The organism is Stieleria tagensis (assembly GCF_024129865.1).
GTDB lineage: Bacteria > Planctomycetota > Planctomycetia > Pirellulales > Pirellulaceae > Stieleria > Stieleria tagensis.
Genome location: NZ_JAMYFE010000078.1, coordinates 1 through 22,253 on the forward strand (window position 1 = coordinate 1; position 22,253 = coordinate 22,253).

A 22,253-nucleotide genomic window follows, 5' to 3' on the forward strand; every position below is an offset into this window, starting at 1 on the left:
ACGCGTCGGGTTACCATAAAAACGCAACGTCAATACTCACACATCGGGTTGTGTGTTTAGACACGTTCCCAAATCACGCCTTCGCCGGTTCCGTCACCTCGAAAATGCACGAGGCGTAGTGACTGTTTTCGGTTCAGACATTTAATGGTGTCTGCTAGACGTCGTTTGGGATCTTGTTCGGGCTGAGGCGTGAGTGGATCATCAATCCGCTCCGGCCAATTCTCTTCTTGAAACGCGCACAAGACCGCTTCTTGGTTAACCGCGGGCCACTTGAATCGTTTGATCAATTGGCCGTTGAGCCACAATTTTCGCAGTTCGGAATTCCAATCCGGTCGGCCATCATGGTGCGGCCCCATCGGTCCTGCCGCTTCGGTCACCAAGGGATGGCGACCTCGTACGGATGAAATCTCACTGGGACAGGACAGGTCGACCGACCGAGCGATTTGAAGACCAATGGATGAGATGACAAAACAGGTATGATGCGAGAAATTTAAGTTGCCGGTGGGGCGAAACTGGCGACCATCGTCGCCCTCAAGTGTGATCTCTCTGCCATGCTGGACATAACCTTTTTTGACCAGCCAACGCAGATCTGTTTCGCTGGCCCCCAGCTCCTTCAACCGGCCGATCGAGACAGCAAAATCCCAAACATCGCTGTCGGTATCCGTTGCGTACAATGAAGCTGAAAACAATTCCGCCATTGATGGCTCTACTTTGCACGGCAGCGGATATTCCAGCTTTTGATCACGAAATATCATCATGAGAGCGCCTGTTGAGCGACTAAAAATCAAATGGACGAACGAATTTCACAGATCGCCCACAGAAGGGATTGTACGCCACCCTTCAGGCGGGGTCAACGATTTGAGTTCGCACGACGCCAATCGGGCTGTAGAGCCGTCAACGGACTGGGGGATCATGATTCGCTGGCGATGGTTGATGGCGGCCTGCGGTGTCGCGGCGGTGTTTTTTTTAGGTGCTCGGGTATCGGCACAAGATCACAAGGTGGCAACACCAGAGAAGCTGCTGATTGATCTCGATCAACAGTTGACGTTGGCGATCCAGCAGATCGGCCAAACCGCCGATCTTCAACAGCGAGTCGCTTGGTTGAATGGGTTGACCCTGGGAATGCCGCCGGCGCAACTTGAGCGAGACGGCCTGCGGCAACTCGTTGCCCGGACATTGGATGAAATCTCGCCCGACGCCAGTGTTTCCTTTGCGTCGACGATCACACACTACCCTGCGTTGCAACCGAAACTACTGGAAATTGCTGGGCGCGAGGGACGTGGGGACTCGGCACGTCTACAGCTGATTCGGAACTCACGGGATCACCGATCAGCGGTCCGATTGATGGATCAAATCCAGACAGCAACGCTGCGGCGTCTTGCGCTTGAGACTCTGGCGCGTCAGTCCAATGATCTTTCACAGCGTCTGTCGTTTCTGGAGCAAGCGTATTCGATTCCGGCGCCAAATAGCTCATATCGTTTTAGTTCGATCTACGAATTGGGTCCCGATGCAGCGACATCGCCCGAGCCGATTTGTCAGCTGATTCGGAAGCATGTTTCCGAATCGGATGCGGTCCCGATCTACACCTATTTTGCATCAGCCGCTGCCCAAGCAGACGGCGGCCAAGCTGCCGCCCAGCAATACATCGATGCGGCTTGGGAATGTGTCAGCAAACTGCCAGAGCCGCAGGATGCTGCTTCGATGTTATTACGTCGAGAGATTCCGCCGGCCGAACGCGAAACCTGGGTCGAGCGGTTTGATCAATACATCCTACCGGCGCTTCGGCGGGGACAAACGGGCATTGATCCGCTGAGCGATCTGGCGCGATTTGACATGGCCCTGTTGGTCGACCGCACAATGCAAAGTTGCATGCTGCCGTTGCGTTCCTTTGATGGGACTTTCCCATCGGTGATCGAACGGGCGTTTTCAGTTCGACCGACGGTGGTGTTGGATTGGCTTGAACGCGGATATGACCAGTTAGAAATAGACAACGATTTATTGGTGTTGCCCGTGGCTGATGACGCGCAATCACGCCGCGATTGGCGGCGTGACGTCCGTGATCAATGTGTCTTTGAAATCACAGAGTATTTATCGGTGCACTTTTCGGACGCGGAACCGTTGCCACCGGCTAGTAGGGATCGGTTGTGTGATCTGGCAATGCAGGTTCATGACCCAGGTCTACGGCTGGCGACGCTGGCGGAATTAAACGAAGAATTGCGCCGGTTAGGGCAAGAGGTTCCATCGCGTTTGACTGTCGCCGCGCAAGGTCTCTTGCGAGAACGGATCGATTTTCCGTCGTTTGATTGGCAACAGGATCAAGGTCCACAGCTGTTTTTGCTTGGCAGTGAAACCCAGCGTATCGATTGGTTGAACGATCGGATCGAACAGTTTCGCGGCGTGGACGTCACTGAGCGAACCGACAGCTTTCGTTCCCTGCTGCGACGAATTTCTGCGTCCGGATTATCAGCCTCACAGCGACTGAAGTTTTACAAACGCATCGAGCGGATCGCTGTTGCCCAAGGCGAGACGCGGCAACGGGCGGAAGTTGCACAGCAAGCAGCTTCAATCGATTTGGCGTGGTCGATTCGGGTGATGTTTGATTGCTTGCCGCCTGATCGCGGTCGCAACGGCAAACCCGATGGCAACATCGGCTGGTTACCGGCACCCTCCGATGCCGGTGACGCGATCCAGTGGCTCAGAAATCGTGTTGGCGATCCGCGCGCCCAACAAGTGGCAGATGCGCTGTTGATGAAAGCGCTCTGGCAGTATCTGCCAGAGGCGGACCAGTCGGACCGCGACGGGATTCGGCAATGGCTGTGCCAGCCCCTCATCCGCCAACACCGGTATGCGGCCGCACTGGAACTGATACCGCAAATCAACGATCTGAAACAGCAAACCTCAACACGCATCCTGTGGGTCAGTTCGCTGAATCAGAACCAGTAGACGATCAACTCTGCTGTCCGATTAGGACAGGTACATCACGATTAGGACAGGCACTTTGCGATTTGACGGACGGCTTGTCGGAGTCGATGTTCGTTTTCGACCAAAGACATTCGCAAGAATCCTTCCCCGGCAGCGCCAAATCCGCTGCCCGGACTGACCGCTACGTTGCCTTCTTCGAGCAACTTCATCGCAAAATCCATCGTGCTCATCGAACTGCGCCAGGGTTCGGGGACTTCCGCCCAGACAAACATCCCGGCTTTGGGCGATTCCATTTTCCATCCCAAGCGTCGTAGACCGTTGACCAGCACGTCGCGCCGACCTTGATAGATCTCGGACTGTTTTTCCACGTTGGCTTCGGTTTCGCGCAAGGCCACGATGGCCGCAATCTGAATGGCTTGGAACATGCCGTAGTCGTAATAGCCTTTGATGGTGCCCAAGCCGCGAACCATGTCGGCGTTGCCAGCGCAGAATCCCACGCGCCAGCCGGCCATGTTGTATCCCTTGCTCATCGTCGTGAACTCCACCCCCACGTCCTTGGCACCTGGAGCGGTTAAAAAGCTCGGTGGCTGGTAGCCGTCGAAGGCGACGTCGGCGTAGGCAAAGTCGTGAATCACTAGGAAGCCGTACTTCTTTGCCAGCCGAACGACTTCGACGAAGAAGTCCGGCTCGATCACTGCAGAACTGGGATTGTGCGGATAGTTGACGATCAGGACTTTGGGTGTCGGCGTCAAATTTTCGCAGGTGTATGCGACATTGCGCAGGAATTTGTCAGGATCCGCAACGTCCAACGCGACCACGTTTCCGGACGCCAAAATCACACCATACATGTGCACGGGGAAATACGGCGACGGGATCATCGCGGTGTCACCGGGGCCCATCAGGGCCAAACACATGTGCGAAAATCCTTCCTTGCTTCCCAAACAAGAAATGATCTCCGTTTCCGGGTCCAGTCGCACGCCATACTTGCGATTGTATTTACTGGCGACTTCACGCCGCAAATTCACAATCCCGTTGGATTTGCTGTAGCCATGATTGCCGGGATCGGCCGCTGCGTCTTGCAGTTTTTGGATCACGACGGGATCGGGCGGATCCGACGGATTTCCCATCCCTAAATCGATCACGTCGTCACCGGCGCGTCGTTTTTGATATAGGGAGTTATTGATCCGACCGAACATGTAGGGCGGCAGTCGATCGACGCGGGCAGCGAATTTGACTTCGAAGGGTGCGGGAACCGGATCGGTCGTCAGCGGATCGATCGCGGGGGCGTCAATATTTGGCGAGTCGTCTTGGCCAGCTGCGAAATCTCCTTGACCGACCAACGCGGCGGCCTGGCCGGTTTGAGCCGACGCGGCATTGGCGGCATCCGTAGGGACTTCATCGGGTTGTTGCGAATCGTTGATGCTGGCGGTGTCACTCATATTGCCAAACCATTGTGTCGGCGGAGAAAAAACGGATATTCACACTCTATTGTCGAACAGAAACGCGTCGGATCCCAGGGGTTCGCCGTCAGGAACGCAAAGAAGATGGCAAACCGCCCCCTGAAGTGCACTCAGTGGCCGTGAATTGGGGGGAAGGGCTGAATTTCGACTCGTTTCCGCTACTATACTGATCCGACATGAATTGAAATGGTCGCCCAACACTTGTCCTCCCCCCCTGCACCCGATTCTTGATGTCCGTCGCCCTGTTTGTTCCCTGTTACGTTGATCAACTGTATCCCGACGTCGCAATCGCATCGCTTGAATTGCTCGAACGATTGGGCGTGGATGTGGTTTATCCCGAGGGGCAGACCTGCTGTGGCCAGCCGATGGCCAACACGGGCTGCCAAGACGACACCGCACCGATTGCTCGACGAACTGTGGCCCTCTTTGCCGACTACGACGCGATCGTTTGTCCCTCGGGATCCTGTGTCTCGATGGTTCGCAATCACTACGCGGACTATTTTGCCCCCGACGACCCAGCGTTTCAGCACGTCAGCACAAAGACCTATGAGTTGTGCGAGTACTTGCATGATGTGGTCCAAGTCCAGCATCTCGACGTGCATTTCCCGCATCGCGTCTCGCTGCATCAAAGCTGCCACGGGTTGCGAGAGTTGCGATTGGGGCAATCGAGCGAGTCGATGACACCGCGGGAAAACAAAGTTCGTAAGCTGTTGGAATTGGTGGAGGGAATCGAGTGGGTGGAACCCGATCGTCCCGATGATTGTTGTGGATTTGGCGGCACGTTTGCCGTCAACGAAGCCGACGTGTCAGCGGAAATGGGGCGGGCTCGAATCGCCGATCACTGCGACAAAAAAAGCGAAGTGCTGGCGTCAGCCGACATGAGCTGTTTGATGCATTTGCAGGGACTGATTCGCCGGGAAAAAAATCCAATCGAAGTCATGCACGTGGCGCAAATCCTGGCGGGACGCCCACTGGGCTGCGCGTGACGCCCGATTCTCGCTTGCCCGCACGGTGAAATCAGCGGTGCGGCAAAACTCTGGCCGCACAAAATGGACCAACCGATCATCGGATTCCACACCGACCAGGACAACCACTGGGTGGCTCAATTGGCTTGTGGGCATTGTCAGCACGTCCGCCACGATCCGCCCTGGATCAGTCGTCCCTGGGTGATCACCGAAGCGGGCCGGCGGTCACGGTTGGGAGTGCTACTGAACTGCGTCAAATGTGACGACGGCGAGGCGGTGGACTTTGACGTCGAAACTCACTGATCGCCGTAGACCGGTGGTTTCCAATCCTTGGGCAGTTTGCCTTGTGGGCGGATACCCACGGCATCGTTGGGAATCTGAACTTGGTCTGCTGTTGTCAGCGGCAGATCATCGGACAAGTGCTTGATGCGGAAATCTTTGTACTGGATCTCCATTTTCGGCCCGACGTGAACTTGAACGGCCAGCACGCCTTCGAGAGAACGCCCGTTTTCATCCAAGTCGATCAGATCGGCCGTCATTTGGCCATCGATCCAATGCTGGTGGTGGTTGCCACGAACCAACACCCGGTAGTCATGCCATTGGCCGGGTTCAAAAGATTGCACCGGCATTTTGCCAACCACCCAAGGCTGTCCCTTGGTATCGATGACCACTTTCTCGCCGGTGTGCGAAAGGATCCGTCGGCCTTTTTCTTCGTACAGCATGCCGTTGTAATTCGGATTGTCGGCGACGACGTCACACTGGTAACCGGTCACAACATCCAACCCCAGATCGGGACGCGAGGTTCCACGATATTGCAGCCCGCTATTTCCACCCGCTGAAACCTTGATTTTGGCACGCAAATCAAAATTGCGGATCGTCGATCCTTTCCAAGTGATGAATCGATTCATTTTTAGCGAACCATCGGTGACGCCAGTCAACGCGCCGTCTTTGATGGACCAGTACTGCGAATCTCCCGACCATCCATTCAGATTTTTGCCATTGATCAAACGCACAAACCCATCGCTGCCCGCCGGGTTGGAAACCAACGCAGAAGCTTCGGGGTGTGGCGCCGTCGAGGCATTGAAACTGCCGCTTAATGGGTCCAGTGGGCCACCCAACTGCGCGACCCGCTCGGCAGTGCGTTTGCGCATCGCTTGCAGCTGCTGGGCATATTTGGGATCGCCAGCCAAATTGACCAGTTCGTCGGGATCGCTTTTCAAATCATGCAAAAATTCCGAGTTGTCTTCGTCGAAGTAGCAGACGTATTTAAAGTGATCGTTTCGCAGACCTTCGAAAGCGGGGATTCGGTTTCGTACCGCAAAGTGTTCGTGGAACGACTCGCTACGCCAGTCGGCCGGAACGCTGTCGTCAACAATCGGCTGCAAACTGCGGCCTTGGTATCGCTGCGGGATCTCGGCGCCGGCCCAATTCAAAAATGTGGCGGGCAAATCCAAGTTCAACGCGATCGCATCGGTAACCTTGCCTTGCTGAGCTTCGGGAACACGGGGATCGTAAACGATCAACGGAACACGAAGTGATTCTTCGAAATGTGACCACTTCCCCGCCAAACCTCGGTTGCCCATGTGATAGCCGTTGTCGGCCGAATACACGATGATTGTGTTGTCCGCCAAACCGGCCGCTTCCAACGCCTGCATGAATCGACCGATTGCTCCATCGATCCCACTGACCATTCGGTAGTAGGAACGGATGTTGGTCTGGTATTTCTTGTCAGTGTTCCAACGCCAAAAAAAGCGTTCACGATTGATGGTTGTTTTCAAATAGTCCGGCAATGCGTCAAAGATCGCGGGATCATTCAACCGCGGCGGCGCGATGTCGATATCGTCATACATTCCGTCGACCGCTTGTGGCCAAGGGAAATGGCCGATGCCTGGCCGCCGGTCACTGTCTTCGGCGTGACAGGCATTGAACCATAGATTCAACGCGAATGGCTTGTCCTGTGGTTGTGACTTTATGAATTCAATGCCGCGGTCAACGATCAATTCCGTTTCGTGACGCAGGCTCCCATCGGCTTGTTTTTTGTAATACGGGTTGCGTCCGATCGCTTCAAATTCGTCAAAATGGTCTTCGCGGCGGAATTCCTTGGGCATCTTTGCATGCCATTTGCCGTAGTACCCGGTGCGATACCCGCTGTTTCGTAGCAGGTCGGAATACAAGGTTTCGACCGCATCGGGTCGGGCCGTATCGGGGTTTGCCGACGTTCCAAAACTGCGACCGGTCAACCCGGTCAGGATCGTCGTGCGACTGACCCAACAAATCGAATGGCTGACAAACGCGTTCTCGAATCGTGTGCCCCGGGCCGCCAACGCATCGATGTTGGGCGTTTGCACCACCGGGTTGCCGTAACAACCGAGGGTGCTGGTGGTTTGGTCATCGGCAAAGAAAAACACGATGTTTGGTTGCTTTTCGGCCTGGACTCGGCCGCAAGTCAGCAGCACCAGAAGGGCAAGTGGAAAGCACGTTTTCATGGCAGACATTGGGAAAGAACTGCGGGGGGAAGTCACGAATCGCAAAGACGACTCAAACCGGTTTCGCCAACAGTTTAACTTCGATCGAATCCGTCGGGGGCAGCGAGTCCCTGGGCGGTGCAAAATAGTGTGACCGATCTGACGGAATGCTCCCCCGGAACGTTACGTACACCGCAGCGGCGATAAACTCCGATACAATCGCTGGCGATCCAATGGCAACACAGGAGCAATGATAGATGAGTCAAACACAAGCCGCGCACCAAACCAATCAAGGTTTCTACGATCGTATCAGTCACGCGTACGATTCGATCGCCGATGCAAATGAACACGTCGCGCGACAGGCCGGCGAAACGCTGTTGGCGATTCAGCCCGGTGAACGCGTTCTTGAAATCGGCTACGGAACCGGAAACAGCCTGATTGCGTTCGCGCACCAAGTCGGCCCGAAAGGTCATGTGTGTGGGCTGGATGTATCGCCCGGAATGCGTGAGGTGACATTAAAAAAAGTGCAGCAGGCCGGATTGGCTGACCGCATCGATGCCAAGGTCGGGGATGCGGTCGCACTGGATTGGCCGAACGATTGGTTCGACGCCGCATTCATGAGTTTTACGCTGGAGTTATTTCGTGACGAAGACATCCACCGCGTCTTGCAGCAATTGCAACGTGTGTTGAAACCTTCCGGCCGATTGGCCAGTGTTTCAATGGCGACCGTTGCCGAAGGGGAAAAGGAGAGTCTGTTAGAGAAGACCTATCAATGGTCGCATCGGCATTTCCCCCACATCGTCGACTGTCGACCGATCGATGCCGTCGCTGCCATGAAATCCGCCGGCTTTGAAATTGAGCGTGAAAACCGAATGAGCATTTGGACTATGCCCGTTTCCGTGGTCTTGGCAACAAACCATTGACAGCGAGTGATCGTCATGTTGGATGCGAATCGTTGCGCTCGACTTCGCGCATCCTGCGCTATTCTCCTTTGCTGATCAAACACTGGGCTATGAAAGATCTACTGCTGTCGCATTTGAATTCCAAGATCGGTATCAATGCGAACCGTGCCTATCGGATCGATGAAGCCGAGTTGATTGCGGTGGAAGACCAATATTTCACCGTCAAGTCAGACGAAGACGGCATCACCTATCACGTTCCCTACTTCAACATCGTCAAATTGATGGAGCATCCAGAGGGCGTCGTGGTCGGCGGGCTGTTTCAGCAACACCGCTCGTTTCCGTTCGTCGTGAAAATCGGACACGTCGTCGAGTATGTGCCCAGCTAGGCTGCGGCGCTTGCAATCGTTTTCGACTGTTAAAAACGATTTCACCACGATAGCAGCACAGCAAAGCGCAATGACGTTCACGGCTTCGTTCAAACATCTGCTGTCGCGTTAACTTCGTTCTTGTTGGCCGACTGCGCTACGGAATTCAGGCTGGGTTGCTTTCAGAATCTCGACGATTTCGCGGCGAAGTTTTGGTGTCAGGTGGGCGTAGCGATCAGATGTGTCGCGGCCCTCTAAAATGGCGACCAACCTGGTGATCACTTGCTCGCGGACCGGGTCTGGCATCGCAGCAAAGGCGGGCGAATGGATCAGATAGCTGCAGGGGTATTTGAACAATCGCGTTTTTAAATCCAAATCGCGAAGCGAGCGGCCACGGGAGTCGGCAATTCCATTGGCCGCAAAGTCAGCCGCAAATTCAGAGGATCCGGTCACCGGATCGGTCAGTCGGAACTCGTCACACATCAGCAAGTGTTCCAACACGCTGTCGGCAACGGCTGTGATCCGCCGCCGAGCACTGTCACTGATGTGGCCTTCGGGGCGTTCCAACAGTTCGTTCATCTGGAACGACTGATGCAAGGCTTCACGGGTTTCATAGTTAGCCGCTGCGATTGCATTGTGCATCTGAGTCTGATGTTCCAACACCATCAATGCCACGATGTCGCTACCGGGTTGCAAGTAGGCATCGGTGCGAATGTAGTCCTCCAGGCTCTGTTTGTTCGCGCCCAGGTCCCGATCAAACGTGAACTCGTCGCCGGTGCAAATCGTATTGCCCATGTGTCGCATCGAACCGTGTTGTCCGGTCACATACCAGCCTCCCCAGCGGTCTTTGAAAGGACTGGTTTGGTCGGTCAGGAAAGTGCCGCTGCCAAGCTTGGGGCGGCCCGAAGCGTCGGCGAACACACTGCGCACTAAATAACCGGGAACATTCTGAGTCCGGCTGGAGGCGTGGCAGGACAAACAATTGCCGCGATCACGTATGAATTCAGGTTTGCGCTGCTGGTCTTGGCTGAGCGTGTAAAACATGGCGCCTTGCTTGGCATCGGTTGCCGCAAATTCCAACACGTCACCGTCTTGGCAGTAACCGACGTAAACATCGTCGTTAAAATACAACGCCCGCGGCCGGTGGGGCGAGATCCGGTTCAGTTGCAAACTGGTTTTTGAAAACACCAGCGTCTGCGAACTCTGGGGGACGTCCAGCGCGTCCAACACCGATTTCAAATAGCCGAATTGTGGGTCGTAAGACAGGTCCGCTTCACCGGCCTCGACACGCTCGGCAAGTTTTGCGATCGGATCGTGAACCGGGGTGTTGTAGTAGTCGATCGGAGGCCGTTCGAAATTGCCCGGCTGGGCCGCGGCGATCGAGCAGAGAACCAGCAGCAGCAACATCGGGGTCGGCCAACGAATCACGGCGGTAAAACGCATCGGTGTGTCGCTCCCTGTTTTTTCAGACGTGACGAAAAGCCATCGTTCTGCTAAAGTTTTAACGTGCACTCAATCGTATAGATTTCATATCTGCATGTCAAGGTGCAGATTTGTTGATTCATTCAAAAGTGGCTGACATTCATGCTTTCCAAGACTGCCGAGTATGCCCTCCGCGCGGTGGCCTGTCTGGGTAGCCAGCCGGACCATTCGGTATCGGCGGATTCGCTGGCAGAGCAAACCAAGGTTCCGCGGCGCTATCTGACGCGTGTCCTGCAAGATTTGGCGGCAGCCGGCTTGGTCCGTTCGCGGCCCGGGCCGGGCGGTGGCTATGAATTGTGTCAGTCGACAGACAAAGTGACGATTCTAGACGTGGTCAATACGGTCGCGCCGATCCAGCGAATTCGCGACTGCCCACTGGGATTGAAGTCGCACCACAAACTCTGCCCGTTGCATGCCGAACTCGACAAGGCATATGCGGCGACCGAGGCAGCCTTTGCCGGGGTGACGATCAAAGACTTGGTGGAATCGACCAGCCCGATCACGCCACTGTGTGAATAGCCGGTTACTTTCTGGATTCATCAGCGGCTTGCTGCAACATCGGCAGCAAGCGATCAAAATCCGAAATCTCGGCATCAATGGTCAACGCGACCAAGGGCTTTCCGGCGATCCGATCGGTTTGCAATTTGACCAGATCCTTTTGCGTGCAGACGATTACATCGACCGGATCGCAACCGCCGATCCATTCCCGAATCGCGTTCATCGTTTCACGGTCGTAAATCGCATGATCGGCCAGCGATTTGATCGCAACCACGGTTGCACCGACGTCCTGCACGGTGCGGCGAAACGCATCGGGGTTACCGATGCCACAGACCAACGCCACCCGTTTTCCTCGCAGTTCGTCGACGTCGACGATTTCGTGCGGGTGTCGTAGCAATCCGCTGGGCCGATGGTTGCAGTGAACGATCACGATGCCGGGATGCGCCGATTGGATGGCCGTGGTGACGTCATCGATCTGCGCCGGGTCGACTTGGTCACAGCGGGTCAAAACGACGGCATCGGCTCGCCGTAGGCTGGAGACGGGTTCGCGTAACAGGCCCCGTGGCAACAGGTGACCGAATCCGAACGGACAGGTCATGTCGATCAGCACCAGGTCCAATTGTCGCGCCAGACGTCGATGTTGGAATCCATCGTCCATCAGGATCAGCTGCGACTCAAGTTCTTCCACCGCAATCCGCGCCGCATTGACGCGATCGGCGTCTTGAACATGCGGTACATCGGGCAAGCGTTGATGCAGTTCCGCGGCTTCATCGTTTTGGTCGGCATCACCGCGGCCGTAACCACGGCTGACGATGGCGACTCGGATTCCGTGCTCACGAAACCATTTTGCCAGTCGGGCAACAATCGGTGTCTTGCCGGTTCCGCCGGTGGTCAGGTTACCGACGCTGATCACCACAGCGTCACAGTCGATTGCAGGATTTTTCCCCTGATCGAAGCGTCGGTTTCGCAGTGCCACCGCGGCGCCGTAGGGCAGACTGGCGATTGACAATCCGCAGCGCATCAACATGGCGACGGGGTCTTTGCGACGGCCGCTCATGATTGATCGATAATCCAACGTGTCATCAACGGAAATGCGAGGATCGTGAGCGCCGTGCCGGTCGGTCAGCGGGAAGCAGCCAGTATGAATGCAGTGGTGCATTCAGGAAAGTGGCTGTCCGATCAACGATCATTCGCATCCGCGCGCCTGGTCGACCAGTCGGGCGGGTCGACCAATCGGGCGGGTCGACCAATCGGGCGGGGCGATCAATCGGGTTGGCGAATCCAATGTCGCTCTGCCGCCGGCGAGGCTGGATTGCCAGACGGATCCGGCGCGGGCAGCGCTTCCAGGATGCTTTTTGTTTGGCCAGGATCAGACTGTTTCGATTTTCGGCTGTCCGGATTGGCCCCACCCGAGGATGCAGCGCTAGCGAATTGCGCACCGGTCGAAAGTGGTTGGCCGGTTGGTTGACGGATCGGGTCGCCCACGGGGACCGAATTGAATGCCGGGGTACCGCTGCCGAGCTGTGTGGTGCCCAGAAGTGGTCCGCTGCTGGGGGAGGCGCCGTTTGTTCCATCCACGAATTCCGCTTCAGCGAAAGCTCGCGCCAGTGCTGCGATCTGTTCGGGTTGCTGTTGTGCCGAATCACGTGCCGCAACGTCGGCGGTGGCACTGAATCGTTTTTCGTAGAACGGATCGCGATCGACCGGCACTGCCAGATCTTCGTAGGTCAGCGGCATCCGCCGGGTCGCTGGGAATTTCTCCGCCGGCGAGTAGTCGGTGTGGGGATGGTAGACCACCGGTGCTTTGACATCCTCGGTGACTTCGCGAACCAGCATCTCCAAAGAATCGTTGTTGCGAAAGTCGGTTTCAACGACAGCACCGGCCCGGTTCCCATCGGAGGCATCTGGATTCGCAGGGCGTCGAAACGGCAGCGCGAGCAGCGTCCCGCCGCCGAGAATGAGGGCTCCGAGAGTGAGAGGTCGCACGAGAAAACCTGGGGAGAACGAGTAGAAACGGGAGCAATCCCACTCGTACGGTTTTCACTGAGTCCGGACGAGTGGCCGGCACCCTCAATCGGGGGCCGGATTTCGTCCGTGAAGCTGGATCCGCATCATGCGTGTCAGCTTCTTCGGCAAAGGCGTCCTGGCGGCATCAGGCGATTTCCAGTCGTCTGCCCCAAAACCTTGCCGGCCGGCCACTTATGTCGACTAGCTGGACTTTTCCAGGTGCGGGCCGAATCGTCCTCAACCGCCGTTGCGGTCCTCCCCCGTGCCGGCCATGCCACCGGCGCCTGGATTGTGGCCTACGAAAACCGGGGAGCGGATGATACGCTTTGCCGCTTCACACACACCGCACTTTGTTTAGACGAAATCATGGAAGCCGGGATTGTCGGGTTGCCAAATGTCGGCAAGAGCACGCTATTTAACGCGTTGACCTGTTCGCACTCCGCCCAAAGCGAAAATTATCCGTTCTGCACGATCGAACCCAACGAAGGGATCGTCAATGTGCCTGATGATCGGTTGCAGCGGATCACGAAATACATCGTTCCGAAAAAGATCATTCCCGCTGCGCTCAAACTGGTCGACATTGCCGGGATCGTCAAAGGAGCCAGTGACGGCGAAGGGCTGGGGAACAAGTTCCTAAGCCATATTCGACAGGTCGATGCGATCGTCCAAGTCGTTCGCTGTTTCGAAGACCCCGATGTGATCCACGTGTCTGGAAACGTCGATCCGATCGCCGATATCGACACCATTGAGACCGAGTTGGTTTTGGCTGATTTGCAAACGTTAGAAAACGCGATGTCCAAGGCGCAGCGTTCGGCGCGCGGTGGCGACAAAGAAGCAAAGATCCGCGTGACGGCCATTGAAAAGTGCAACGCGCACCTGGAATCGGAACAACCGCTGAGAACGTTGAAGCTGAGCGAAGCGGAAGCCAAATCGATTCACAGCTTTGGGTTGATGACGGCCAAACCGATCCTGTACGTCGCCAACGTCGACGAGTCGGATTTGGAGGGCAAGGATCCCCTGGTCGATAAAGTCCGGGCCTATGCCGATGCGGCCGGCGCCAACGTGGTCTGTGTCAGTGCCAAGCTGGAATCGGAACTCGCCGACCTCGATGAAGACGATCGGGCCGAAATGCTAGCCGATGTTGGTTTGGACGCCCCCGCACTGAGCACAATTGCCAAAGCGGCCTACAACACGTTGGGCTTGGAAAGTTATTTCACTGCCGGTGAGCAAGAGGTCCGAGCGTGGACGATTCCGGCCGGAGCCACCGCACCGCAGGCTGCCGGCGTGATCCATAGCGACTTTGAAAAAGGCTTCATTCGCTGCGAGGTCTACAATCTGGAGGACCTGGAAGCGTATGGCAGCGAAAAAGAGATTCGCCAAGCCGGTAAACTACGGGTGGAGGGAAAAGAGTATGTCGTCAAAGACGGTGATATCTGTCACTTCCTTCACAAAATTTAATTTCGCCCATCGCCATTCGGTCGCGTGCAGCGCACGTCCGCAGAGGATTTCATGAACAAGATGTTGATTCCTATTCTTTTCGCTCTCGGTACAGCCCTGTTTTGGGGCTGTTACGGTCCGACCATCGGAAATGCTCAAGCACCCCGTGTCGGTGGCAGACCCCTGCTGCCGCCAGATGGCTGGTCCCCGTTTAAGCCCTACGTGTTCATCGGCATCGCCTACCTGGTGATCGCGGTGGCCGGCGGTTTGGCAATGATGAAAGTCAAAGGCGACAGCTTCGACTTTTTCAAACCCGTGCCCGAAGTCGATGGCATGACACACTTCCTGACCGTCAAATGGGGCTTCCTTGCCGGCAGTCTTGGTGCATTCGGAGCGCTGTGTTTGACCACTGCCATGATGACCAGTCGCGGCAACGCCCTGCTGGTGATGCCAATCGTTTTCGGCGGTGCGGTGTCGGTGACGGCGATCGTGTCGATCATCAAATTGCGCGGGCATGGGCCGCTGGAGATCAGCCCGATGCTGTGGGTCGGAATGGTGCTGACGGTGGTGGGAGTCGTCTTGGTGGCAATGAACACGCCGCACGGTCATGCCGCGCCGGCCAAACCAGCCGCCGACGTCTCGCAATCGGTCGAAAGTTCAGCGACCGCCTCGGATGTCGCTGATGCCAGCGAGCCTGTAACAGAAACCAGCTGAGATGAGTGACGACGCGACCGATTCGCGCGACTTGATGGTCGCCATTGACCAACAAGTCGCACATCTGTGGATGGTGCGGACTTTTTTGAAGCACGCCGACGAAGCCGAAGATGACGAAGAACTGCGGAGTGTGGTGCGTGACATCTACGATTTCATTCTGGCCGTCGGCCCGCTCGATGCCGTGGATGACCCGAGGGTGTACGTCAAGCTGGCCAAGAAAAAACTTTCAAAGTTGCGCAAAGCCACCGAGCTGTACGAAGAGATTCAACCCGAGGTCAGCGGCCACACCAATTTTGTAATGGCCGCCAAGTCACTTCGCCTCGCCCTCAACGCCATCACCACCACCCTCCAGTAGGCCAGGTGCAACCTGGCGCCCAGTAGGCCAGGTGCAACCTGGCGCCCAGTAGGCTAGGTGCAACCTGGCGCCCAGTAGGCCAGGTGCAACCTGGCGCATCTTCAAACCGCTGCCTGTTCCCCCTTCATCCCATGGCACGTCCCCTGGCTAACCCCAAAACCAAACCGTCGCAGTTGATCGATCCGACGTTTTTGTTTCGTTTCGAAGTCGAAATCAAACGTGCGGAATTGGAATGGACGTCCAAAGGTCTGAAGTTACCGGAAACCTGTCGCTTGCCCTCCTTTGGCGCCTTGGGAGGCCGCAGTGTATTTGCCGACGTGCGGATCGGGTGGTCCGAACAGGGCATCGGGTTGCAAGTGTTGGTCAACGGCAAGCGGCAATTGCCTTGGTGTCGTGAGACCCGGTTAGACGAAAGCGATGGATTTCATTTGTGGATCGACACCCGCTGCAGTCCGAACATTCACCGCGCAACGCAGTATTGCCATCGGTTCTTGTTCATGCCGGCCGGTGGTGGACCGCAACGTGAACGCCCGGTGTCGTCCCTGATTGAAATCAACCGGGCCCGCGGAAATCCCAAGACGATTGCCGCTGACGCGTTGAGCATCAAAGCCTTTCCACGCCACGACGGCTATGAGATTGGTGGAATCATCCCAGCGTCTGCGTTGACCGGGTTTGATCCCGTCGAGCAATCACGGATCGCATTTTACTACGCGGTGATCGATCGCGAACTCGGTTGGCAAACCTTGGGTGTCGGCCCAGAGTACCCTGTCACCGAAGACCCCAGCCTGTGGGCTGATGGGGTGTTGACCTAGCATGCCAACGTCGCGTGCAAGCTGAATCAAGAAAACAGACGCAGTTGATCGCTATCGGAGTTCCTTCCGGCATCCAAGTACTGCACTGCATCAGTCTCATCGACGGCGATGATCTTGCGGCGCAACATTTGGTCAACGAATTGCTCTGCTTTCTCCGCGGTGAATGCCTCATGAAATCGTGAGCAGAGCATGTTCTGCAATGCCGATCGGGACTTTGGCCTGGCTCGACCGAGTGATCGCAGAAACACGTTGATCCAATGCATCTGTTCGGCGAGCGGTGCAGTCGCCGAAAACCTGGTGATCTGTTTGATCGACTCCAGTCGTCGGGTATTGATTCCGGTCTGTTTCAGGTGATCGATCAGCGGATCAAAACCTTTGTCCTTGCTGAGGATTCGAAATCGACTTTCCGGAAACTGCTGAGACAGCCGACCGATATAGAATGCGATGTGGAAATCCAATGCATCTTTGCCGCTGCCGCTGACTTGAATGTATTGAGCATCGCCGCCCAAATCTTGCATCGAGACCGCGAAATCTGTTTTGATCGTGGGCTGATTCTTTCCCACAAACACAAGCACCTTGTATCCATGGGGCTTCAATTCCCTCAAATCTTCCGGCTGGATGTTCTCCAGATCGATCAGCAAATAGTTGTTCTTCACGTCAGCCTGTGTCACTCGAAAGCGCGTGAGATGGGTGTCGACTTTTCCCTGCGACAGTCTGTGTTTGTACAAGGGGCGTGTCCGATTCATTTTAACCAGCATCGATACAATCCCCAGCCGGCCTGCCAGAGGGTGCCAATCCTAGCGATTCTGCGGAATTTGAGTTCAAACGCTTGGATCGCGCTGGCTTCAAAACAAGCGCCTCGCTAATCCATTACATTTGCATTCGTTTGACGCAATCCACGCGTCGCGGACCTTTGCCGATTCACAGCTCCAATGTGATCGGTTTCAATTTTATCGAGAAAGGCAGCATGTCAATTCACCATGCAAAACCCGGCGAAGTGATCGATGTCCGGCCATTGGGCGAGGCACTTTCGGATACCAAAACACGCGCCCTGTTCAAAACCGACCGAATCGAAGTCCTGCGGTTGGTGATGCCAGCTGGAAAGACGATCGCCGAGCACAAGGCGCCCGGCGAAATCACCGTTCAGTGTTTGGAAGGGCAAATTGATTTCACAACCATGGGGCAGACGCATGCGCTTGCTGCCGGCGACATGCTGTTTCTTGCTGCCGGCGAACCCCACGCGCTGCAGGCTCACCAGGACAGTTCTGTTCTGGTCACGATCTGCTTGCCAAACTGAGTCCGCGAGGACCGCGATGGTCGGATGCCGAGTCGAACTATTGCAGCGACAAAACGAGATCGCGGTCGGCTAACATTTGAAACTGTACCGAAGGCGGAATGTCGTCGATCGACCCAAATACTTTGATCGCTTGCGCCGCCCGTTTGGCTTTCTCGTCGGCCGGCACCGAGGTTTCCGTTTCAAACAACAGGCGCGCGTGACGCTCGATCCACTGCGGATCTCGCAGCGCGGTTTCGAAACTGGGTGACAGTTGGTTGGCCAATTCTCGATCTTGTTGAATCGTATCCAAGACTTCGTCACACAGGCGTTTGATCGCGGGGGGCTGGGTTTCGAACTGAGTCGACAGCAGATTCCACCGTGCCAATGCAAGTCCGACACGGCTGCTGCCCATCAACACCGCGACGGGAATGGCCAGCCAAAGTCCCAAAAGGATGGGCGAAAACCAGATCAATAGTTGCGGTGCTACGGCATACAGGGCCAATGTCACGAACAGCGCCAGACGTGTTGCCGGCCAATTATCGGCAGCGGCTTGTCGCCAGGAAACGCCGCAGTCATCCCGCTGTTGTGCTGTCCAACGGACATTGAATCCCGCCAAATTGGAAAGCACGAATCGCGTGTGATGCAGTGCCATCACGGGCGAGATCAGCACCGATGCGACGGTTTCCACGATCGCACTCAACAGGGTGAACACAACTCCGCCGCGGCGTTTTGCTCGCTGCGGTCCCATCATGCTAATGATCACTGCCATGATTTTGGGCAACAACAACGCAAACATGGTCGCGGCGAACAAAATCAATCCGTAGGCCGGCCAGTCTTTCACGTTGGTTTCCGCACCGATGGCCGTCAACAACGTTCCGGCTAAGAACAGCATCCACAGCGGAGATGAACAGTAGCTGAGCACCCCCGTCAAAAAGTGCAGACGGCTGAACGGATGAAATCCTTCCGAAGCGATTAGACGGGCGTGTTGCAAATTGCCTTGGCACCAACGTTGATCCCGTTTGGCAAAGTCTGCGATCGTCGTCGGGCACTCTTCGTAGCTGCCGCCTAGGTGGTCAGCGATTTCGACTTTGTATCCGGCTCGCAACATCAACGCCGCTTCGACAAAGTCATGACTGAGAATCTCGCCGCCCAACGGAGCCGCGCCGCCCAGATGCGGTAGATCGCAGTGGCGGATAAAGGGTTCGACACGAAGGATCGCGTTGTGTCCAAAATAGTTGGCATCGCTGCCGGCGAATCGCGAAAACCCGGCGTTAAAAATCGGGCCGTAAACGTCACTCGAGAATTGTTGAATCCGGGCAAACAGCGATTGGCGTCCGATCGGAACCGGTGGGACCTGATAGATGCCCAAGCGATCGTCGGCATCCATTCGACGAACCATTTCGACCATCGTGTCGCCTTCCACCAAGCTGTCGGCATCCAAGATGATCATGTAGTCGTAGTGTGAGCCCCACTTGGTGCAAAATTCGGCAATGTTCCCCGCCTTTCGCGCCACATTTTTTCCGCGATGACGATAGTGCACGCGACATTGGCTGTCGGGGAATTCATCGCTGATCTGATTGGCCAAACGTTCCCAAAAAGCTTCTTCGGCTAGCCAGGTTGGAACATCGGTCGTGTCACTGAGTACAAAAAAATCAAACAGCGATGCCTGACCGGTCGCCGCCAAGGATCGGTACATGGCTTCCGCCCCGGCAAAAACGTTCGTCGGAGATTCGTTGTAAATCGGAATCAGAACGGCGGTTCGCTTGGACGCGTCCAGGGGGCGCGAGTTGACCAAACGCTTGGTTCGCCAGCGAGCAATTCGATCGCGCAACAGGACAGCGAAGCCCAGTGTTGCCAAGCTGAGTGAAAACGAAAGCCAGGCTGCAAGAACGGCGTAGAAAGAAGCGGCAATCCATTCCATCACCGTGATTTCGCCGTCGGCTTGCATGACACAGTGGTACAGCAAGAGCGCCGAAAACGTCAGTAACAGAGTAAACGCAGCGACAAAGGCTCGTTCAGTTCGCATCAGAATATTTTAGTGAAATGGAGCGTAGGGGATCAGATGAAAAGCAAATTTCAACGATTCCAGGCGGGCGTTTTCAGCGCACGGCGCGTGGAACCAGTCAGACGTAAATCGCCGGATAATGAAGCGGATGGCCCCAAAAGCCTGGGAGCGCGAAACATGGAAGCATCGCTGCGTGTGACCATCTGCCAACGCTCCCGGTTAGAGGCAAAATCCCCTCAATCGACCGGCGACTCACGCCGCCGATAATTCATGTATCACGTCCGGCTGCGCACAACTGTCATATCGGATTCACTCGCGGGGACCACGCTGTGCCGCATAGGTGCTGCGCCACAGACCATTGGCGACAGCGGCAAACGTTTCGGTCCATCCAGTGAACAAACTGGCATACCAGTCCGAACGCAGTGGGCCAACCAACCGCAACCGCATGGGGGCTCCCATGGTCACTGGTACGATCGGCGGGGCACTCCGAGGTGGCGCTTTCGCAAAGTCTTGTGTTGTCGAATGGATGTCCGATTTGCCCATCGTGGGACGGTTTTCGGTAACGCTTTGCATCATCATGAGCTTGATTTCGTGTGGTTAAGGTGACGAGAAATGTCTGATAAGAGACCAAACGAACATCGACGAGATGTTTTCCTGCGAGAGGACAGAGGCACGTGGCGTGCCATCCGCATGCAACCATAGAGTTCATCGCCACAATGTCGACGCATCATCTGTCCACCAAATGCCTAGTGGCTACGAACTGGCAAGAATATTGCAGACGTTGGTTCGGAATCCGCCGTAAAGAGTGTTTGTTTCTGATGATGATTTTCACAGACACCCCCATTCGTCGCCAACGGCTGATTCGGACGCTGGTGCGCAGGCGTCCAACAACGTTCAATTCGAAAGCAGGTTGCCCGGAAAATGTTCAATTCACGCGAGCTTGAGTTTCTGGAAACACTGTGCAGACGTTGCCTGAACTTTTTTTGCGTCGCTGCGGATCCGGTCACCGGCTTGATCCCCGATCGGGCCCCGTTCGACGCAAAACCCTCCTTGCAGGCCGACCGAGGGGGACCGGATAGGTACCGTGCGTGCAGCAGTGCCGCCTGCGGATTTGCATTGGCAAGCTATGCAATGGCTGGTCGAAACCAGTGGCTCCAGCGCGGACCAAGCCAGCGGGCGTGTGAACGACTACTGCATTCAATGCTGTACTTAGTGGAGCACCAACGCGGATTTCTGTACCACTTTGTGGATGTCCGTAGCGGTAAGCGGATGTTTGCTTGCGAGGTCTCGTCAATCGACACCGCCCTAGCAGCCTGCGGTGCGATGGTTGCCGCAACCGAGTTCGGTGGGGAGATGGCGGAACTGGCTGAGAAGTTTTTAAACCGCATTGATTGGCAATGGATGCTCGCCGGCGGTGACACGCTTTCAATGGGCTGGAAACCCGAGACGGAGTTTTTACCTAGCCGTTGGGACCGCTACAGCGAGCTGATGGTGATGGTGTTGATCGCAATCGGATCGCGCCACCACGCCATCCCACCGGACTGTTGGTACGCCTGGGAGCGTCGAGACGTGTTGCACCACAACGGTGTCCCCTTTGTCACCTATCCACCTCTTTTTGTGCATCAATACTCGCACGCCTTTTTTGATTTCCGATCGTGGTATTTACCGGGCGATTTTGATGCCTGGCAAAACGCCGTTACGGCCCATCAGGCCCACAGCGAGTTTTTACAGAGATTGGCCAAACGCTATCCAAAACGATTCGGACACTACAGCGAGAAGCTGTGGGGAATCACCAGCAGCGACAGTGAGAGTGGATATCGTGATTGGGGAGGGCCGTATCGTGACCATGTCAGCGAACCGGAGCGAGGAATCGACGGCACAATTGTTCCTAGCGCAGCGGCAGGGGCGTTGGCGATCGTTCCAGATCAGGCCATCAACACATTGCTCTACCAACAAGAAAACTACGGCGACCAAATTTGGGGACCGTTCGGATTCACCAACGCATTCAATCCGGCTTCCGGATGGATCGGTCCCGATGTGATCGGCATTGACACCGGGATCAGCCTGCTAATGGCCGAAAATGCACTTCGCGGCAGTGTCTGGCAAGCATTCATGCAGCACCCAATCGCCCAGCGTGCTATCAAGCGAGTTGGATTCCAGCCCCGCGAACCCCACGACATCTTCGCGTTGTCATGACCGTAAACGCTATGGTTTTTCTTAACCCGATGCGCGAGTTTTGGAGCCAGCGCTTTCTTAAGTCCAGCGAGCGACAAAATGACTGCCGGCGGCGTCAGACGCCGGATACTGAAGGAGATGAGCCCCCATCGCCCAGGCCACCTCACACAACCGTGGAAAACCATGTGGCGAAGATTTGGACTCTCTGGTTGCAGTCTCGTTACGCCCACGGCGCTAGACACACCTAGCCTAGGGTCAGTTTACCCGGGGTTCCTGCCGAACCTGCCTCCAGCAGGTTCGACAGTGACCCCGGGCTAAGCTATTGAACGCCGTTGGCGTAGAGATGCGATTGAGTGCATGCGACTCTCCCAATGGGTGGCACGCCAAGCTGCACGACTTCCTTGCGGGAGAGT

21 protein-coding genes are annotated in these 22,253 nt (G+C 56.0%); 12 read left to right on the top strand and 9 right to left on the bottom strand.

Annotated elements, in window-relative coordinates; translation table 11 throughout:
* Window positions 1-56: 56 nt before the first annotated feature.
* Entirely contained in the window at window positions 57-758 is a 702-nt protein-coding gene (locus tag NHH03_RS18870; protein WP_253158551.1) for a hypothetical protein, read from the bottom strand.
* A gap of 154 nt (window positions 759-912) precedes the next feature.
* On the opposite strand from NHH03_RS18870, the gene NHH03_RS18875 reads away from it, so the two are divergent.
* Window positions 913-2,943, top strand: a complete 2,031-nt coding sequence (locus NHH03_RS18875) for a hypothetical protein (RefSeq protein WP_253158552.1) — start codon at window positions 913-915, stop codon at window positions 2,941-2,943.
* Between the two features lie 41 nt (window positions 2,944-2,984).
* Here the strand turns inward: NHH03_RS18875 and NHH03_RS18880 are convergent, their stop codons facing one another.
* Window positions 2,985-4,361, bottom strand: a complete 1,377-nt coding sequence (locus NHH03_RS18880; protein ID WP_253158553.1) for an aminotransferase class I/II-fold pyridoxal phosphate-dependent enzyme — start codon at window positions 4,359-4,361, stop codon at window positions 2,985-2,987.
* Between the two features lie 251 nt (window positions 4,362-4,612).
* On the opposite strand from NHH03_RS18880, the gene NHH03_RS18885 reads away from it, so the two are divergent.
* Window positions 4,613-5,368, top strand: a complete 756-nt coding sequence (locus NHH03_RS18885; RefSeq protein WP_253158554.1) for a (Fe-S)-binding protein — start codon at window positions 4,613-4,615, stop codon at window positions 5,366-5,368.
* A gap of 63 nt (window positions 5,369-5,431) precedes the next feature.
* Window positions 5,432-5,650, top strand: coding sequence for a DUF3565 domain-containing protein (locus NHH03_RS18890; RefSeq protein ID WP_253158555.1), 219 nt, complete (start codon window positions 5,432-5,434; stop codon window positions 5,648-5,650).
* On the opposite strand, the gene NHH03_RS18895 is transcribed toward NHH03_RS18890, so the two are convergent.
* Entirely contained in the window at window positions 5,644-7,833 is a 2,190-nt protein-coding gene (locus NHH03_RS18895) for a sulfatase-like hydrolase/transferase (RefSeq protein WP_253158556.1), read from the bottom strand. The two genes, NHH03_RS18890 and NHH03_RS18895, sit on opposite strands and share 7 nt — an antisense overlap.
* 236 nt (window positions 7,834-8,069) lie before the next feature.
* Here NHH03_RS18895 and NHH03_RS18900 point away from each other — a divergent pair, with 236 nt between their 5' ends.
* Both NHH03_RS18900 and NHH03_RS18905 read left to right on the top strand, forming a co-directional pair.
* On the top strand, window positions 8,070-8,735 hold the full coding sequence (locus NHH03_RS18900; protein ID WP_253158557.1) for a class I SAM-dependent methyltransferase: 666 nt from the start codon (window positions 8,070-8,072) through the stop codon (window positions 8,733-8,735).
* 89 nt (window positions 8,736-8,824) lie between these two features.
* Complete coding sequence (locus NHH03_RS18905; protein ID WP_253158558.1) at window positions 8,825-9,100, top strand: hypothetical protein; 276 nt, start codon at window positions 8,825-8,827, stop codon at window positions 9,098-9,100.
* A 108-nt stretch (window positions 9,101-9,208) separates the two neighbouring features.
* Here the strand turns inward: NHH03_RS18905 and NHH03_RS18910 are convergent, their stop codons facing one another.
* Window positions 9,209-10,522, bottom strand: coding sequence for a hypothetical protein (locus NHH03_RS18910; RefSeq protein ID WP_253158559.1), 1,314 nt, complete (start codon window positions 10,520-10,522; stop codon window positions 9,209-9,211).
* Between the two features lie 141 nt (window positions 10,523-10,663).
* Here NHH03_RS18910 and NHH03_RS18915 point away from each other — a divergent pair, with 141 nt between their 5' ends.
* The gene (locus NHH03_RS18915) at window positions 10,664-11,080 is read left to right on the top strand and encodes an Rrf2 family transcriptional regulator (protein WP_253158560.1); all 417 of its coding nucleotides are present in this window, start codon (window positions 10,664-10,666) and stop codon (window positions 11,078-11,080) included.
* 4 nt (window positions 11,081-11,084) lie between these two features.
* Here the strand turns inward: NHH03_RS18915 and lpxK are convergent, their stop codons facing one another.
* Together lpxK and NHH03_RS18925 are read right to left on the bottom strand one after the other, a co-directional pair.
* Window positions 11,085-12,116 (bottom strand): tetraacyldisaccharide 4'-kinase, encoded by a 1,032-nt coding sequence (gene lpxK / locus NHH03_RS18920; protein WP_253158561.1) that lies wholly within the window; start codon window positions 12,114-12,116, stop codon window positions 11,085-11,087.
* Window positions 12,117-12,322: 206 nt separating this feature from the next.
* Complete coding sequence (locus NHH03_RS18925; RefSeq protein ID WP_253158562.1) at window positions 12,323-13,045, bottom strand: hypothetical protein; 723 nt, start codon at window positions 13,043-13,045, stop codon at window positions 12,323-12,325.
* Window positions 13,046-13,432: 387 nt separating this feature from the next.
* On the opposite strand from NHH03_RS18925, the gene ychF reads away from it, so the two are divergent.
* From ychF to NHH03_RS18945, 4 genes are all read left to right on the top strand, one after another.
* Window positions 13,433-14,524: a redox-regulated ATPase YchF gene (gene ychF, locus NHH03_RS18930; RefSeq protein ID WP_253158571.1), complete on the top strand. Its 1,092-nt coding sequence runs from the start codon at window positions 13,433-13,435 to the stop codon at window positions 14,522-14,524.
* 51 nt (window positions 14,525-14,575) lie between these two features.
* A complete protein-coding gene (locus tag NHH03_RS18935; RefSeq protein WP_253158563.1) occupies window positions 14,576-15,217 on the top strand; it encodes a hypothetical protein in 642 nt (213 codons plus the stop codon).
* A 1-nt stretch (window position 15,218) separates the two neighbouring features.
* Window positions 15,219-15,572 carry an amidohydrolase gene (locus NHH03_RS18940; protein ID WP_253158564.1) on the top strand — a complete coding sequence of 118 codons (354 nt, stop codon included), beginning with the start codon at window positions 15,219-15,221 and terminating at the stop codon, window positions 15,570-15,572.
* Between the two features lie 131 nt (window positions 15,573-15,703).
* Complete coding sequence (locus tag NHH03_RS18945; protein WP_253158565.1) at window positions 15,704-16,384, top strand: hypothetical protein; 681 nt, start codon at window positions 15,704-15,706, stop codon at window positions 16,382-16,384.
* A gap of 26 nt (window positions 16,385-16,410) precedes the next feature.
* On the opposite strand, the gene NHH03_RS18950 is transcribed toward NHH03_RS18945, so the two are convergent.
* Window positions 16,411-17,130, bottom strand: coding sequence for a PIN domain-containing protein (locus NHH03_RS18950; protein ID WP_253158566.1), 720 nt, complete (start codon window positions 17,128-17,130; stop codon window positions 16,411-16,413).
* 221 nt (window positions 17,131-17,351) lie between these two features.
* On the opposite strand from NHH03_RS18950, the gene NHH03_RS18955 reads away from it, so the two are divergent.
* Window positions 17,352-17,681, top strand: coding sequence for a cupin domain-containing protein (locus tag NHH03_RS18955; RefSeq protein ID WP_253158567.1), 330 nt, complete (start codon window positions 17,352-17,354; stop codon window positions 17,679-17,681).
* 37 nt (window positions 17,682-17,718) lie between these two features.
* On the opposite strand, the gene mdoH is transcribed toward NHH03_RS18955, so the two are convergent.
* Together mdoH and NHH03_RS18965 are read right to left on the bottom strand one after the other, a co-directional pair.
* Complete coding sequence (gene mdoH, locus NHH03_RS18960; protein ID WP_253158568.1) at window positions 17,719-19,686, bottom strand: glucans biosynthesis glucosyltransferase MdoH; 1,968 nt, start codon at window positions 19,684-19,686, stop codon at window positions 17,719-17,721.
* A gap of 288 nt (window positions 19,687-19,974) precedes the next feature.
* On the bottom strand, window positions 19,975-20,244 hold the full coding sequence (locus NHH03_RS18965) for a hypothetical protein (protein ID WP_253158569.1): 270 nt from the start codon (window positions 20,242-20,244) through the stop codon (window positions 19,975-19,977).
* Between the two features lie 621 nt (window positions 20,245-20,865).
* On the opposite strand from NHH03_RS18965, the gene NHH03_RS18970 reads away from it, so the two are divergent.
* Entirely contained in the window at window positions 20,866-21,861 is a 996-nt protein-coding gene (locus NHH03_RS18970) for a glucoamylase family protein (RefSeq protein WP_253158570.1), read from the top strand.
* Window positions 21,862-22,253: the final 392 nt, after the last annotated feature.